This is a genomic window from Brevibacterium sp. OS20 (genome assembly GCF_056837565.1).
Genome location: NZ_CM166367.1, coordinates 3968561 through 3983753 on the forward strand (window position 1 = coordinate 3968561; position 15193 = coordinate 3983753).

The 15193-nt window shown below is 65.9% G+C and carries 15 protein-coding genes; 6 read left to right on the forward strand and 9 right to left on the reverse strand.

Annotated features, from left to right (window positions below; all coding sequences use genetic code 11):
* Nucleotides 1-41: 41 nt before the first annotated feature.
* The gene (locus ACVZTU_RS17695; RefSeq protein WP_482400997.1) at nucleotides 42-1070 is read right to left on the reverse strand and encodes an LLM class flavin-dependent oxidoreductase; all 1029 of its coding nucleotides are present in this window, start codon (nucleotides 1068-1070) and stop codon (nucleotides 42-44) included.
* Between the two features lie 268 nt (nucleotides 1071-1338).
* Complete coding sequence (locus ACVZTU_RS17700) at nucleotides 1339-2553, reverse strand: PucR family transcriptional regulator (protein ID WP_482400998.1); 1215 nt, start codon at nucleotides 2551-2553, stop codon at nucleotides 1339-1341.
* A 190-nt stretch (nucleotides 2554-2743) separates the two neighbouring features.
* Here ACVZTU_RS17700 and ACVZTU_RS17705 point away from each other — a divergent pair, with 190 nt between their 5' ends.
* The 3 genes from ACVZTU_RS17705 (at nucleotide 2744) to ACVZTU_RS17715 (ending at nucleotide 7297) form a co-directional block, all read left to right on the forward strand.
* Nucleotides 2744-4075: an MFS transporter gene (locus ACVZTU_RS17705; RefSeq protein ID WP_139467543.1), complete on the forward strand. Its 1332-nt coding sequence runs from the start codon at nucleotides 2744-2746 to the stop codon at nucleotides 4073-4075.
* Between the two features lie 88 nt (nucleotides 4076-4163).
* Complete coding sequence (locus ACVZTU_RS17710; RefSeq protein ID WP_139467544.1) at nucleotides 4164-5912, forward strand: thiamine pyrophosphate-dependent enzyme; 1749 nt, start codon at nucleotides 4164-4166, stop codon at nucleotides 5910-5912.
* Between the two features lie 116 nt (nucleotides 5913-6028).
* The gene (locus tag ACVZTU_RS17715; protein WP_482400999.1) at nucleotides 6029-7297 is read left to right on the forward strand and encodes a M20 family metallo-hydrolase; all 1269 of its coding nucleotides are present in this window, start codon (nucleotides 6029-6031) and stop codon (nucleotides 7295-7297) included.
* Nucleotides 7298-7309: 12 nt separating this feature from the next.
* On the opposite strand, the gene ACVZTU_RS17720 is transcribed toward ACVZTU_RS17715, so the two are convergent.
* From ACVZTU_RS17720 to ACVZTU_RS17750, 7 genes are all read right to left on the reverse strand, one after another.
* Entirely contained in the window at nucleotides 7310-7720 is a 411-nt protein-coding gene (locus ACVZTU_RS17720) for a type II toxin-antitoxin system VapC family toxin (RefSeq protein WP_139467546.1), read from the reverse strand.
* Complete coding sequence (locus tag ACVZTU_RS17725) at nucleotides 7717-7962, reverse strand: type II toxin-antitoxin system prevent-host-death family antitoxin (protein ID WP_172173324.1); 246 nt, start codon at nucleotides 7960-7962, stop codon at nucleotides 7717-7719. Before ACVZTU_RS17725 ends, ACVZTU_RS17720 begins: the two co-directional genes overlap by 4 nt.
* 105 nt (nucleotides 7963-8067) lie before the next feature.
* Nucleotides 8068-8661: a hypothetical protein gene (locus ACVZTU_RS17730; protein WP_482401000.1), complete on the reverse strand. Its 594-nt coding sequence runs from the start codon at nucleotides 8659-8661 to the stop codon at nucleotides 8068-8070.
* 563 nt (nucleotides 8662-9224) lie between these two features.
* Nucleotides 9225-9827 (reverse strand): NlpC/P60 family protein, encoded by a 603-nt coding sequence (locus tag ACVZTU_RS17735; RefSeq protein ID WP_482401001.1) that lies wholly within the window; start codon nucleotides 9825-9827, stop codon nucleotides 9225-9227.
* A gap of 88 nt (nucleotides 9828-9915) precedes the next feature.
* The gene (locus tag ACVZTU_RS17740; protein ID WP_446656560.1) at nucleotides 9916-10506 is read right to left on the reverse strand and encodes a hypothetical protein; all 591 of its coding nucleotides are present in this window, start codon (nucleotides 10504-10506) and stop codon (nucleotides 9916-9918) included.
* A gap of 216 nt (nucleotides 10507-10722) precedes the next feature.
* A complete protein-coding gene (locus tag ACVZTU_RS17745) occupies nucleotides 10723-11934 on the reverse strand; it encodes an MFS transporter (protein ID WP_482401002.1) in 1212 nt (403 codons plus the stop codon).
* An 11-nt stretch (nucleotides 11935-11945) separates the two neighbouring features.
* Nucleotides 11946-13046, reverse strand: coding sequence for a MerR family transcriptional regulator (locus ACVZTU_RS17750; protein ID WP_482401003.1), 1101 nt, complete (start codon nucleotides 13044-13046; stop codon nucleotides 11946-11948).
* Between the two features lie 126 nt (nucleotides 13047-13172).
* Between ACVZTU_RS17750 and ACVZTU_RS17755 the strand changes: the two genes are divergently transcribed.
* From ACVZTU_RS17755 to ACVZTU_RS17765, 3 genes are read left to right on the forward strand one after another with little or no spacing between them, the layout of a single operon-like run.
* Nucleotides 13173-14054: a hypothetical protein gene (locus ACVZTU_RS17755; RefSeq protein ID WP_482401004.1), complete on the forward strand. Its 882-nt coding sequence runs from the start codon at nucleotides 13173-13175 to the stop codon at nucleotides 14052-14054.
* A gap of 53 nt (nucleotides 14055-14107) precedes the next feature.
* Nucleotides 14108-14764, forward strand: coding sequence for an NAD(P)-dependent oxidoreductase (locus ACVZTU_RS17760; protein ID WP_482401005.1), 657 nt, complete (start codon nucleotides 14108-14110; stop codon nucleotides 14762-14764).
* Complete coding sequence (locus ACVZTU_RS17765; RefSeq protein WP_376904429.1) at nucleotides 14761-15189, forward strand: MarR family winged helix-turn-helix transcriptional regulator; 429 nt, start codon at nucleotides 14761-14763, stop codon at nucleotides 15187-15189. The genes ACVZTU_RS17760 and ACVZTU_RS17765 overlap by 4 nt, the downstream gene beginning before the upstream one ends.
* Nucleotides 15190-15193: the final 4 nt, after the last annotated feature.

Below are 15193 nucleotides of genomic sequence, written 5' to 3' on the forward strand. Positions count from 1 at the left end.
GGCAGCGAACAGCGGCGGACAGTGCCCACCGAGGGAGACGTCTAAGAGCTTGCTGACGTCCACCCGAGCTTCGGGCCGATCTCAGTGGCAAGTTGGTGGAGGATGTGCTTCCAGTCATCGAGTTCGAACTCGAACGGAAGTTCGAAGAGATAGTCATCCGAAGCCTGGAAAGCCGGGTTGGACAGCAGGTAGTCGACGATCTCCTCGGTCGAGCCGAGCAGGTCCGGTGCAATGATCGTGTTCTTCCCGTGGACCTGCTTCGTCCGCGGAGTCCGCTCCTCTGCGTACTTCCGGTACTTGGCCGCCTGTACCGGACTCGCGTTATCGGTTGGAACGATCACGCGTGCCAGGCTCACTCGTCCATTCTCACCAGAGAGCGATTCGCGGTAAGTCTCGATCTGGTTGACCTGGTTGAGAGAGAAGTCCTCGATGCCGTCCTCTGCCGAGGTGATGTTGCTCATCAGCCAATTCAATCCAGCCTCGCCCGACCAGGTGGCCGAGCGCAGCGATCCCCCTCCATACCAGAGGCGATCGCTCAGTCCGGGCGCATGCGGTTCCACCCGTTCGGAATCGATGTCCCCGCCGAAGCCTTTGTACTCGGGCTTCTCCCGTACCGGGCCTCCCGCGAGGAGATCACGCAGACGCTCGATGCGCGCGTAGCTGTAGTCTTCGCCGCGCCATCCCTCACCATGGACGATGTCATTGACCTCCTCGGCGAATGCGGGCGGATGCACGCTCAATCCAGCCAGAACCCGGCCTCCGGAGAGGACGTCGGCAACGGCGAGATCCTCGGCCAGTCGAAACGGATTCTCATGACCGACGGGAATCACCGCACTGCCCAGCCCGATCCGCTGCGTGTGCTGGGCCAAAGCAGCGAAGTACACTGCCGGCGACGGCAGACCGGACTGCATGTGCCGAGTTCGGACCCATCCGCTGTCGAGCCCGAGCTCCTCGGCGAAGCGGAACAGTTCGATACCCTCGGCCAGGCCGCGACCAGGATCATCGCGATCGAAGGGAACGAGGTGGATGAACCCGAGATGGCCGACTCGGTCATTTGTCGACGTGCTCACGGTGCCTCTCTTCTGATGCCTTGAAGGCATCGTCCGACGATGGTTGAATACTTGACTTCTATCAGCTCCGCCTGAGAACTCGAGCCAGGCTCGTCACACTCGGCCCTCGAGGTGATCGCGGGGCGTCGTTCAAGCCGCAGCGCGGATGTCGAACTGTGCACCTTTCGACAAGTGCGCGCCGCCTTGAACGACGGAGCTTGGTTTCGAAAAGCGAGGGCCGCTATGAACGATGCGGCCGTGGTCGCCCGATGACTCCCAGATCGCGAAATCACGCCCAACCGACGACGAGGCGGGCCGCCTCGGCGGGGATCGTCGGATCGACCCCGGTGAGTTCGGCGAAGCGGCGCAGACGATTGGCCACAGTATTGCGATGGCAGAACAGCTGCGCGGCAGACGCACCGATGCTCCCCGAAGCGAGATAGACCTGCACCGCCTCGATGAGGCGCTCCCGCTCAACCGGACCACAGGCGGCCAGCGCGGACTCGACATCGGCGAGGATCGGATTGCCGGCGGCATTGAGCGACCGTGCGGCCAACCGCGCCCACCCGCTGCGCCATGTCATCGCAGTCGTCTCATCAGCGGCGATGACATCGGCGAGGTCACGTGCGGTCAGCGCCGACCGCCGCAGGGTGCCGATCCCTTCGGCGCGGACATACCCCACCCTGGCCTCGGCGATCTTGCCGGCGAGCGCCCCCAACGAATGACCGGTTCCGCCCCCGAATGGAGTGGAAGCATGTCCCGCACCACCTGGAACCTGCGTGAACGCAATGAGAACCTCGCCGAGGTGGTGCGTGAACATGGTCCCGCCCGCGCGGGCATGATCGGAGATGATCACCCGCAGCGCCCGGACGTCGTCCCCGGTGGCGGCGATGACGAGCAGCGGAGAGTCCACATCGAGACCGAGCCCGGTCGCGATCCTCGACAGGCGCTCCGCGGTGGGATCGGGATCATCGAAGAGGCTTGCGATGAGGCCCGCATGCACCGAATCCTCTTCCGCGCGCATCCGGGTGCGCTCGGCGGTATAGGCCTGTTGGACCTGAGAGACGTATTCGTCGACGGTGGATAAGACGATGCCGGTGTGCCGGATGACGAGTTCCGCATCCTCCTGATTCGCCACACGGGTGAGCACCTCCCAGAGCACATTGAAATCGTGGCGGATCGCGGTCATCAGCGCCTCGAGCGGAATTCCAGCCCGTGCCCGGGAGACCCCGACCTCCGTCGATACCGCCACGGGGCCGTCGAACCCACCGGCGCGCAGCCCCTCGATGAGGGTGGAGAAGGAGAGCCGACCGGTCCGCCGCAGCTCCGAGACCGGAATCGGTGCGGGATCGTAGCCGGAGACCGTGACGACGCGGATCATGAACCGATCGGTCAGCTCGTCGAGATCGAGAGCGTCGAGGAGCTCGAGCCAGCGACGTTCGTCTCCGGGCTCCGGACGGTCCCGAAGCTGTCGTGTGCCCGCAATTCCAACCTGTTCATCCATCACACGCTCCAGAATATGTGCATCTGCACAAGCACTGCTCGCTTTTCGGCGACAAATGTGCCTGGATCAGGACATGTGGCACTCTGTAAGGTCGATACCTGCCGGTCGATCGCAACGATCGGCCGATGCACCACCCGCACCCGGACTCGGCCGACCAGGCCCAGGTCCCCGGACTCGACGGAGAGAATCCATGAGCGAGCAGAACACCACGGCGTCCGCCGAGCTCAATGCCACAACGGAACTGAGCATCAAGGACGCGAACAAGGTCGCCGCCGGCGCCCTGATCGGCACCGCCCTCGAGTGGTACGACTTCTTCCTCTTCTCGGCAGCGGCCGCCCTGGTCTTCAACGTCCAGTACTTCACCAGCGAGAACGCCACGGCCGCCGCCATGGCCTCCTTCGCCACCTTCGGTGTCGGGCTGGCCGCTCGTCCCATCGGCGGTCTGATCTTCGGCCGCATGGGCGACAGGATCGGGCGCCGCAAGGTCCTGCTCATCACGATCATCGGCATCGGCGTCGTCACCGGACTCATCGGCCTCCTGCCCACCTATGCTGCGATCGGCTTCGCCGCCCCCGCCCTGCTCGTGCTCCTGCGCATCCTCCAGGGTCTCTTCGTCGGCGGCGAATGGTCGGGCGCGATGACGCTCGTCGTCGAGAACGCCCCGCTCCACCTGCGTGCCCGTTATGCAGCGATCCCGCAGATCGGCTCCCCGATCGGCACGATCCTGTCCTCCGGCGGCTTCTTCATCATGACCCTGGTGTTCTCACAGGACAGCTTCGACTCGTTCGGCTGGAGGATCCCATTCCTCGTGGCCCTGCCGCTGCTCGTCGTCGCCGTCTACCTCCGCTCCCGCCTCGAAGAGTCCCCGGTCTTCCGTCAGCTCGAAGAGTCCGGCGAGGTCGAGAAGAGCCCCATCCGCACCACCTTCCGTGACTCGTGGAAGCAGATCATCATCGGCATGGCCGCGGCTCTGCTCGGCGTCGGCGGCTTCTACCTCGTCACCGCATTCTGCGTCTGGTACGGCGTCAACGTCCTCGGCTACGACGATTCGCTCCTCCTGCTCGGCAGCATGGTCGCCGCCGCCGTCGAGATCGGAGCCCTGATCTGGGGCGGTGCCCTGGGCACGAAGTTCGGAGCCTCGAAGGTCATCCTCTGGGGTGGTGTCGCCTCGGCGGTGGTCGCCGTTCCTGCATTCTTCATGTTCGAGTCCGGCAATCCGGTCCTCGTCGTCATCGCCATGACCCTGGCCGTGTCCACTCTGTCCCTGCCCTACGCGGCATCGGGCACCGTGCTCACCGGACTGTTCCCCGCCACCACTCGCTACACGGGTGTGGGCATGGCGCAGAACGCCGCAGGCATGCTCTCCGGGTTCATCCCGCTGCTGGCCACGAGCTTCGTCGCCTCCGCCGGAGACCACTGGTGGCCGGCCGCCGCAATGCTCGTCTTCCTCTCCCTGTTCACGGCGTTCGCCGGCTTTGTCGCTCCTCGGATGAGCGTCGACCTCCCCGGCTTCAAACACTGAGAACCGCACAGCGCTGAGAACCCAGCGCAGCACCGGGCCGGGAGCCCCGGACCTCACACCGTTCGATCGTCGAAAGGACACCCACACCATGTCGCGTTCCGCCGGCCACCTCATCGTCGACACTCTGGAGAGCGCGGGCATCGAGCGCGTCTACGCGGTCCCCGGTGAGTCCTACCTCGACGTCCTCGACGGACTGTATGACGCGAAGATCGAGACCGTCGTGTGCCGGCAGGAGGGCGGTGCGGGGTTCATGGCGCTGGCCGAATCCCGGCTGACCGGCCGTCCCGGAATCGCCATGGTCACCCGCGGTCCAGGGGCGGCGAATGCGATGATCGCTGTCCACACCGCCTGGCAGGACGCAACCGCGCTCGTCCTGTTCGTCGGCCTCGTCCCCCTCAACGATCGCTCCCGCGAATCCTTCCAGGAGTTCAGCCTGCCCGAGTGGTTCTCCTCGACGGCGAAGCGCGTGCTCACCATCGATGATGAGGACCGTGCCGGTGAGATCACCGCCGATGCCCTGCGCATCGCCGCATCCGGTCGCCCCGGGCCCGTCGTCGTCGGCCTGCCCGAGGATGTCCTCGTCCGTCTCACCGAGGCCCCCACTCCGACCCTCCCCGAGGTGGCCCCACCGACCCCTGCCCCAGCCGTCATCGATGGCGTGGCTTCGCGGATCGCGGCGGCCGAGCGTCCCGCATTCGTGCTCGGCGGGGATGGGTGGCACAACGGCTGCGGAGCCGAGCTGGCCGGTCTGGCCGCCTCGGCGGGGGTGCCGATCTTCTGCGATTGGCGCGCCTACGATGCGATTCCGCATTCCTCGCCGGCGTGGGCGGGTTGGCTCGGCTACGGTCGCGCCGATGCTGTGGCGGCCGGTTTCGCCGAGGCGGACCTCGTCATCTTCGTCGGCTGCACCCGCTCCGACGTCGCCAGCGACGGGTACACGATCGGTTTCGACGCCGAGACCGTTCTCGTCTCCCTCGATATGGAGGCCACCCAGCACGCAGGCCGCATCGATGAGCACATCATCGCCTCCCCGAACTCCTTCACGCAGGCCCTGACCACGACCAATACTGGTGATGCTCGAGATGCGCGCCAGCTGCGCGGTGACCGGACGGATGAGTGGATGCAGGGACGCGCGGACGCGCAGTCCCGGTTCGCCGCTCACCGCCCCGACGCCGAGGCGGCACCGCAGAACGCGGGCCGTGCCGGGGTCGATCTCGGGGTGGCGTTCGGGATTCTCGATGACCGCCTCGGCGGGGAGGCGATCCTCACCTACGGGGCGGGCAATGCCACGATCTGGGGGCACAGGTTCATCCGGCATGAGCTCCCGTCCAGCCTCGTCGGAGCCCGCAACGGGGCGATGGGTCTCGCCGTTCCCGCCGCGGTGGCGGCATCAATGGCGTACCCGGAGCGGCGTGCGGTCGCGGTCTGCGGCGATGGGGACTTCCTCATGAACGGCCAGGAGATCGCCACGGCCTTCGCCCACGGCGGATCACCGCTCATCATCGTCGTCGACAACGGCGTGTACGGCACGATCGTGTCTCACCAGGAGAATCACTATCCGGGACGACCCTCGGGCACGCGCATGGTCAATCCGAACTTCGCAGCGTGGATGTCGGCATTCGATCTCAACAGCTCCGGGGCCACCTCGGCGAGCAAAGCGTCCATGAACGGCGACGGGGCCTCCGCATCCGGGCCGACCGGGCACGGGGAGCGCGTCGAAACGACCGAGGAATTCGGGCCGGCGCTCGACAGAGCCCTTGCCCACGACGGGCCCGCGCTCATCCATGTGCTCATCGATCCCGCGACTATGCCGCCGACCGCCGACGAAACCGCCTGATCCATCCTGGTTGCCCACCCGGCACTACCGACCTGACACCGGCACCGCCGGCGCCGCACCCCTCCACCCCGCAGTCGCGAACCACCCGCCCGCGACACCTCTCGAAAGGACCCGCTATGACCGTTTCGCCCTCTCTGATCAGCGCTGATCGCGAGGCCGAGTTCCTCGCCGATTGGGCCGTGCATTCGCGTTTCGGTGCCGTCGAGGGCACGAACGGGGTCGACCGGCAGGCGGCGAGCGCCGCCGATGGTCAGCAGCGGAAATGGTTCGCCGAGCTGCTCATCAAGCACGGTTTCAGCGTCCACCGGGATGCGATCGGCAATCAGTTCGGGCTCCTCGAGCTCGTGCCCGGGGCCCCGTATGTGCTGACTGGTTCGCATATGGATTCGCAGCCGACGGCCGGCCGTTTCGACGGTGCCTACGGGGTGATGGCCTCGGCGCATGCATGTTTCGCGATCGCCGATGAGATGCGAGCAGACCCGTCGAAGGCGAAATTCAACCTCGCCGTGGTCAACTGGTTCAACGAAGAGGGCTCCCGGTTCAAGCCGTCGATGATGGGATCCAATGTCTTCACCGGCAAGGCCGAACTCGAAGCGGCCCTGACCACGCGTGATGCTGCTGGAATCTCCGTCGCCGAGGCGCTCGATGAGTTGGGAGAACGCGGAGACTTCACGGCACCGAAGATCGCCTCCTATGCGGAGATCCACGTCCAGCAGGGCCGCAGCATGGAAGAGGACGGAGTGACGATCGGGCTGGTCAATGCCACCTGGGCGGCGCACAAGTACGAGTTCAAGGTCACCGGCGCACAGGCGCACAGCGGGTCGACGCTCATGGCCGATCGGCAGGATGCCCTGCTCGGTGCGGCACGTCTGGTCGTGGCCGCACGGGAACTCGTCGACGACTTCGAGCCCGGTGCCCTGCACACCGCGTGCGGTCAGCTCACCGTCTACCCGAATTCTCCGGTCGTCGTCGCCAGCGAAGTCAGCCTGCTGCTCGATCTGCGCTCCCCCAGCGCCGAGGTGATCGCCGCCGCCCATGAGAAGCTCATGGCCACGATCGCGCAGGTCAGCGCCGATGATCGCGTGGAGATCGAGATCGTCGCCGAGCACAGCTGGGATCAGAACCCGTACTCCGAAGACGGGGTCGAACTGGCACGCACCGCTGCCGAGGACTTGGGACTCACCTCGGCGAAGGTGATGACCGTGGCCGGGCACGATTCCACGAACATGAAGGACGAAGTGCCCACCGTCATGCTCTTCATTCCCAGCGTCGACGGGGTCTCGCACAGTCTGGCCGAGTTCACGAAGGACGAGGACCTCGTCTCGGGTCTCCATCACCTCACCGAGGTGGTTCGCCGGCTCGCCGCCGGCGCGCTGGCAGAGTGACCGCGAAGGAGGTCAGTCCTCCCAGGGATTGAGCAACCTGACTCCCGTATTCGCGAAGTCAGCGACGTTCCTCGTCACCAGGGTCAGAGAGTGTGCGAGTGCGGTCCCTGCGATCAGGCTGTCCATGTCGGGCATCGCGTCAGGGACGTGCAATTGCGATGCCTGCACAGCCACTTCGGCATCGACGGCAAGAATTCTTCTGTCGAAGACCTCAGAAACCTGTTCGTCGAACCACTGCCGAAGGACGGATCCAGCGCGTGCGTCCCGCCGCTCTTTCCGTCGGACTCCGACGTCGAGTTCGAGGACCGTAATGGCGCTGATGGCCAGATCGTCGATCCTCTGTGCGGCGATCCAGGAGCCGACGGGAGTCCGGTTGCCGCGGCGAGCGTCACTGATGATGTTGGTGTCGAGCAGATATCTCACAGTTCGGGCACCCGCAGCGATCGCTGAGACCGATGCGGCAGATCGAGGTCCGAATCATCGTCGTGGATGACGAGGGCATCTCCGACGAGGTCCGATCTGCCGCTGAGTTGATCGTACTCATCGGCAGTCAGAAGAACGTGCGCGCGACGACCATGTTCGGTGATGGTGACCGGTCCGTGTCTGGCCGCACGTTTGGCCGCCGATACGTCCCGGTTGAATTCCCGACTCGACATCGTGGTCATCATCCACCTCCCGGAATGTCACTACTGTAGGTACATTCTATCTCGGGGTTGTGGACGAATCCATAGCCAGATGCCGAGTGGACAGGACTCTCGGACCCGCGGTCATCAGTCGATGGAGTCGACGTCTTGGTTCTCGTCGACGAGCTTCTTCGCCAGCGGCTCCCACTTGTCGTAAGCGTCGGGGTATCCGGAGTGCTGCACTTCCTGTGCGGCGTCACCGGGTTCGATGCTCTCCCAGTTGTCGATCTGGGTCAGCCCCGGATTGTCGGTTCCGGAGTCGACGCCGTAGAAGGCTTTCGATGCGTACACGGTGTCGGTGACTTCGTCGACCGATCCCCAGTTCATCGAGGGACGCTGCTGGAAGGCACCGGCGGAGTCGCGGTCGCCTCCTTCGAGGTCGTTGAGGCTCGATTCCTGCAGCGCGGTCATCACGGCGATCGTCTGAGCCTCCTTCGACAGGTCCGCGCCCTTGCCGACGCCGATGATGGTGCGCGCGTTGTCGATCTGCTCCTCGCTCAGCTCATCGGGGTCGTCGATCCCTCCGGTCGAGCCGGCGTCGGACTGGGTTGCTTCACCCTCCTGGCTGACGCCTCCGGAGATCGGGTCGGCCGAGGCCGAGGTCGCCGTTGCCAGGGAGACTCCCCCGGCGAGAATGGCTGCGGACAGTGCAGTCACCGCAAGTGTGCGCGCACGTTTCATCTGTTCTCACTTTCTCTTGATCGGGTGCTCGACCCGGTCGGCGATTCCTGGTGCGCGGCACACGTGGTGGGTTCTGCGGCATCTGCCCTGTGGTCGGCACAGGAACACCAATGCAGAAGGTGCCGTGGAATCGCCCCACACAACACTGACGGACCGATTGGCCCTGTTCAATGCAGAGAGACTTCGAGATGACTTATTCTCGCCGCAACGAATCGTCACGGATCCGTGTGCATGCGATCAGAGTTCGCTGAACGCCGCGCGGTCACCAGCAGTGCTCCCACCCGCCCGTGACCGGGGTCTCGATCCGCTCGTCCGGCGGTTCGCAGGCGCGAGCCAGGGAAATTTCAGGCGCCGGCGGCGATCGATGGGGGTCGATCCTCGGCGATCCTGCACTTCGAGGTCGGCCCTGTTCCTCCGAGGCGGCCCTCCTCGTCACATGCATCGTCGCCGCGTCCCATGGGAGGGGCGCGGCGACGATGTGCGCTCAGGTGCGCGGAGTACGGTCGGCGGATCGGAGCCGCCGGATCGGCATCGGATCAGTGCCGGATCACGGGCAGTTCAGATCAGAGGCCGTTCAGGCGGTAGGGGACGAAGCTGTCGTCCTGGTCGTACGGGTAGGAGACTTCGTGGGCGACCGAGCCGAGCGAGCCGTTCTCCTCGAGGGCGTGGTAGGCGGTTTTATCGTCGTTGGCCCAGCCGTTGAAGATCACGACGTGGCCGTTGGCGCCTTCGGTGCCGGGGCCGCCCTTCATCAGGACGTCGCCGGGCTTCAGTTCGCCCTTGTCGATCTTGTGGGAGACATCGGGCAGGGTCACGGTGTTGAGGCTGTCGTCGAGTCCCCAGGCCATCGAGACGAATCCCGAGCAGTCCATGCGGTACTGCTTGCCCTGTGGATCCGGATGGGTGGTGTCCCAGTTGTAGGGCACCCCCTGGTCGACCCAGGTCTGGGCGCGGCTGATGATCTCATCGCGACGATCATCGGCCTGGGTGGATGTCTTCTGGCCGGACTCCGACTGCGCGGTCGTGGCCTTGCCGGAATCTCCCTGTGCTGCGTAGCTGTGTGCCGGGGCAGCGTCGGCCTGAGCGGGTGCGGTGGCCATCATGGTGCCGCCTGCGAGGAGACCTGCGGTGAGGACGGTGGTGGTGAGTGTGCGTGAAACCTTCATCATCTCTCCTGATCGTTCTCGGGTGTGCATGTGTGATTTCGGAATGTGCGGTTTCGGGTGGTGCGACTTCAGGTCAGCGGAACGGGTCTCAGCTGATCGGGGCAACATCCTGATTGCCGTTGACGAGCTCGGTCGCCAAGGGATCCCACTTGTCGTACTCGGCGGGGAAGGCGGAGCCCTGCACTGCCTGAGCTGCGGCTCCCGGAACCATCGTCTCCCATCCTTCGATCTGGATGAGGCCGAGGTTCGAGCCCTCGGGGTTGACGCCGTAGAACGACTTCGAGGCGTAGACCGGGTCGGTCACCTGAGCCAGAGTGCCCCAGCCCATGGACGGACGCTGCTGGAACAGTCCGGCGGAGTCGCGGTCTCCGCCGTCGAGGTTGTAGAGGCTCGATTCCTGCAGGGCCGTCATCACGGCGATCTTCTGTGCCTGCGTCGACAGGTCCGCGCCCTTGCCGACGGCGATGATCGTGCGCGCATTGTCGATCTGCTCCTGGGTGAGCTGAGTGGCGTCCTGAGCGCTCGGAACCTTGCCGCCGTCGAGTGCTTTGCTCGTGAACGGAGCGGCCTCCTTTGAGACTGCAGCCGGCTCTGCGGACGCGGCGGTCGCCATGGAGACACCGCCGGCGATGACAGCCGCGGAAAGGGCTGTCACTGCAATTCTGCGTACGAGTTTCATCGGTTTCCTGTTCTTTTGAGGGGCAGTTGCCGTGAGCGAGAACTCGAGACCAGCTGAGTGGGGAAGCGATCGGAAACCAGCATCGATCACGCAAGCGATCCTGTCGTTTCGCTCACGTCCTCCAGACTGTCCGATCCGATGAGAGGCCTCAACAAACTCCGTTTCAACATCACGTCACAGGGTTCTCAACACGAGCTCAACACCACGTGAACCAGGTCACTCGGACCTGAAGGCCTGCAGCGTCCGATCTCGCCCGACGACGAAGGAGGCACCCACTGCGATGACACTCGCTGCCGCAATCATGGCGCCGGTGCCGAGCAGTCCGACGATGAGACCGATGAGCGGATTGACGATGACCTGAGGGGCCTGTTGGACGACGATGAGCAGACTCTGAAATCTCGATACCTTGGACGCAGGTGCCAGCAGCACATAGACCGGGAAGACATGCGCAGTGAAGACCACGCCCCCGGCCCCGACGAGGGCGGTCGCTGCGAGACCCACTCGCCAGTCGGCCGACACAGCCAGCACGATGAGCCCCAGGGCCACGACGCACGGACCGATGACCATCGGAGTCCACACCCGATTCGCAATGCCGCGCCATGCGAACACGGCGCTCGTCAGCAGGCCCCCGGCGATCCATCCGGATTCGATGAGCCCCGCCTCGGCGGCGGTCCAGCCGCGCTCGCGGGCGGCAAGGGGAATGCCGAGGAGTACCGACGGGATCACGGCTCCGGCCATGAGGGACACACCGGTCAGCAGCGCCGGCACTCCCGGCGTCGCCCGCGCCGCTCGCACCCCGTCGACGATTCCGCGCACGCTGACCGGGTCGGGCAGGTGATCCCCTCGCCGAGGCGGTCGGATCGCAAGCAGGGCGATGAGCATGATCAGGCATCCGAGCACATCGAGCAGTGCCACCCCGGACAGGCTGATGATCCCGATGAGGATTCCGCCCAGCGGCGGGGCGATGGTGCGCGCCAGCGGTCCGGCCATGCCCGATCGGGCCATGGCTGTGCCCAATGATCTCTCGGGGACGAAGAGCCGTGGGAAGACTCCGACGGCGGGCCGATAGAACGCTGCCGCCGACCCGATGAGCACGGCGGCCGCCAGGAGCACCGGCGGAGCCGCCGACCAGACGGCAACGGCGAGTGCGATCCCCGAGCCGATGAGCACGAAGGCGAGTGTGCACGCGAGCATCACCCGACGCGGCCCGAATCTGTCGGCGACCGCGCCGCCGAGCAGCCCGAGCAGCACCGCAGGCAGGACGGTGAGCGTGAATACCCAGGCGGCGAGATGAGGGCCGTGGCCGGAGGCCACCCATGTCAGAGCGAACGCGAGGATCCCGGTGCCGAGTTCGGTGACGACCGAGGTGAGCACCCAGGCGTTGAATCCCTTCGGCAGCGGGACCCGGTCCCCGCCTGAGACTCCCATATCGACGGGGCTCAGGCTCTGCGGGGCATGACGAGCGCCAGGAAGTCGGGTTGGCTGGGAGCACGCCAGATGAGGGGGTCGTCCTCGTTGCCCCAGTCGCAGATCAGTTCGTCGCCGATTCCCGCGTCGACGATGGACTTCATGGAGCCGGCGGAGAGTTCGAATCTCGACGCGTCCCTCGGCAGCCGCACTCCGGATTCAGGGGACCGGCCTGTGGCTTCGTCGACGAGCCGCAGGATCTCTTGGCGTGAGAACCGGCTTCTGCCTCTGCGGCGCGCGGCGGCCGCCTCCACGGTGCGACCGATGTCGGGGAACCGGCGGTCGGACTGCGACAGGATCGTCGACTCTCCGTCGGAGTGCTCGATCGACACGCGCACCTGTTCGGGGTGGTCGACGGATCCTCCGGTGACAGCGATCGTGAGGGTCACCTCGCAGCTCGTGGTCGGGAGCGAAAGCAGAGCCGAGGCGGTGACGACCGTCGACGCACCCACCGACCCCGCCGGACCGTCCGCTGGCGACCGGTCATCGATCTCGGCGGGGATGTGCGTGCGCGCCATCAGCACGTAGCCGTCGGTCACGGCCAAGGTGAGGGCCTCGGGTTTGATCTCCACACTCAGGTGGTCGAAGGGCGAATCGGCGGGGTCCGTCCCCTTCGGCTGCGCCAGCTGGCGCACCGCGGCGGCGAGCACGGCGGAGTCGACCCGAGCGCGGCTGAGCGTCGTCGTCTCGGTCCGGGATCGGAGCACCGATCTCAAGTCGTCGACCAGCGCCGCGGCGGACTCGGCTCGTCCGACGGCCTCGGCGAGCCAGTCGTCGAGGATGGCCTCGGCGATCGCCGGTTCGCTGTCGAGGATGGTTCCGATCGTGCTCAGCCGAAAACCCGCGTCACGCAGACGTCGGATCCAGATCGCACGCTGCTGCTGGTCGAGCCCGTAGTACCGATAGCCGGTCCGGTCCTCGACATGTGCGGGCGACAGAAGGCCGCTGCTGTCGTACCCCCGCAGGGCGCTGGCGCTGAGTCCGACGGCACGAGCGAAGTCACTGATCGTCTGCAGCGACCGGCTCGTCGACTGCGGCACTCGTGCGGTGTCGGGTTCGCGGGTGGGGTCCATGGACCCATCATCGACTTTCACCCTGGCTGAAGGTCAAGAGCGCGGGAGATAGTCGTTGCGCAGCCACGTCGGACCCACCGGACAGTTCCTCAGTCCAGGCCCCTGTCCCCTGTGTACGCTGATCCCATGTCCGTACCGCTGCCGCCAGATGCCGCAACCGCCGTCAGGTCCTACCTGCGTCTTGCCGATCGGATCCTGCCAGGCGGCATCATCGCCTGCGCCGTCACCGGATCGATCGCCCTCGGCGCCTATCGTCCGGGCCGCAGCGACATCGACCTCGTCGCGGTCATCGCCGATGAGTGGCTGGACCGTCCGGATCTCATTCGGCGGCTGCGGCTGCTCCACCTCTCGCAGGTGCCCCGCCTAGTAGTAGGGGCGGCGCGCGGGCGAGGTGTGAGTGCGTGCTGCAATACCGTCTTCATCGCCGAGTCCGAGGTCAGTCGACCCGTCACCGAGATCCGTCCAATCGCCTCCCATACGGGTGAGATCTTCGATTCGCACGGCGCGTTCGACGTCAATCCGGTGATCTGGAAAGAGCTCGTCGACGGCGGCATCACGGTGCGGGGACGACCGATCGCTGCATGGGATCTCGATGCGCAGACGGAGGCGCTTCGACCATGGGTCCGCACGAACCTGCGCGAGTACTGGACTCCGTTGGCCGCACAGCTGCGCGACCGACCGCGGAGAACTCCACGCACGCTGTTCCATCGTCTCCTCACGTCCCCGCGGGGACTGAGCGCCGGCACGGTTGCGTGGTGCGTGCTCGGTCCCGCGCGCATGCATCGCACGCTCGCGACCGGTGAGATCATCGGCAAGGAGGCAGCGGGTCGCCACGGATTGGACGCATTTCCTCAGCATGCCCCCATCACCGAGGTGGCCCTGGCCAAGGTGCGCGGCGCGCGGATCCCGTCCGCACCGTCACGTGCACAGTGGCGGGCATTGACCGCCTCGGCGATGGAGGACATCATCGAGGACGCACTGGCTCTGGGCAACCCACGGATAAACTGATACGGTTCTCGTACTATATTCGGAACGATCAGACTCTTCGGGGTGGGGAACTCATGGACATCACGGTATTCGGGGCAAGCGGCCCCACCGGTCTGCTCGTCTGCAAACAGGCCCTGGACGCGGGGCACTCGGTGAGGGCGGTGAGCCGTCGGGCCGATCGCCTTCCGCTGCCCAGGCATGACGATCTCGAGCAGGTGTTGGCCGATCCCGGCACAGGCGTCGGCGTCGATGAGGCGCTCGACGGCGCGCACGCTGCACTGTCGGCTTTGGGAGCCGCGTACACCCGCAAACCGATCGACATCTACTCGACCGGGACCTCGAACATCGTTTCGGGTCTGCGGGAGCGCGCGGCCGGCCGGCGCCTCGTCGTGGTGAGCTCGGGCCTGACCTATCCGCCGCCGCGCACCAACATCTTCGGCGACCTGATCCTCTTCCCCCTGCTCCGCAACATCATCGGCCGCACCCTCTACGCCGACATGCGGTCGATGGAGGAATTCCTCCGCACCTGCGATGACATCGCCTGGACGGTGATGCGACCGGGCAGACTCATCAACCGCGACCAGGTCTCACAGTATCGACTCACGCCCGACTACCTCGACGGCGGTTTCACGTCCCGTGCCGACCTCGCCGCAGCCATGATCGCCGAGCTCGAGGAACCGCAGCACATCCACCGGGCAATGGCACCGGCAACCGATCGACGCGCAAAGTGAACGCCGACACGACCAGGCCCCAGAGCCTCAAGGATGCGATTCGCGAATTCCGGATCGAACTCGTCATCCTCAACGACCGAGTCGCACGCTCGGTCGGACTGCAGCCACGTGACCTCGACATCCTCGACGTCATCGACCGCGAAGGACCATGCACACCCTCGCAGGTCGCCGGACGGATCGGCTGGAGCAGAGCGACGATGACCGGGGTGCTCTCCCGGCTCGAGAAGGACGGGTGGATCGAGCGCGACACCAACCCCTCCGACGGGCGCTCGATGACCATCCGCTCGACCACACGGTTCGCCGAGCTCAATGCGGCCTATGCGAAAGCCGATAATGTGGTCGACGAGGATGAGCCGAGTCCGGAGATCGTGAGGTTCATCGCCGAGGCGGCTGCGCGCCTGCGGGCGGTGAACCGCTCGGGCTGAGCGT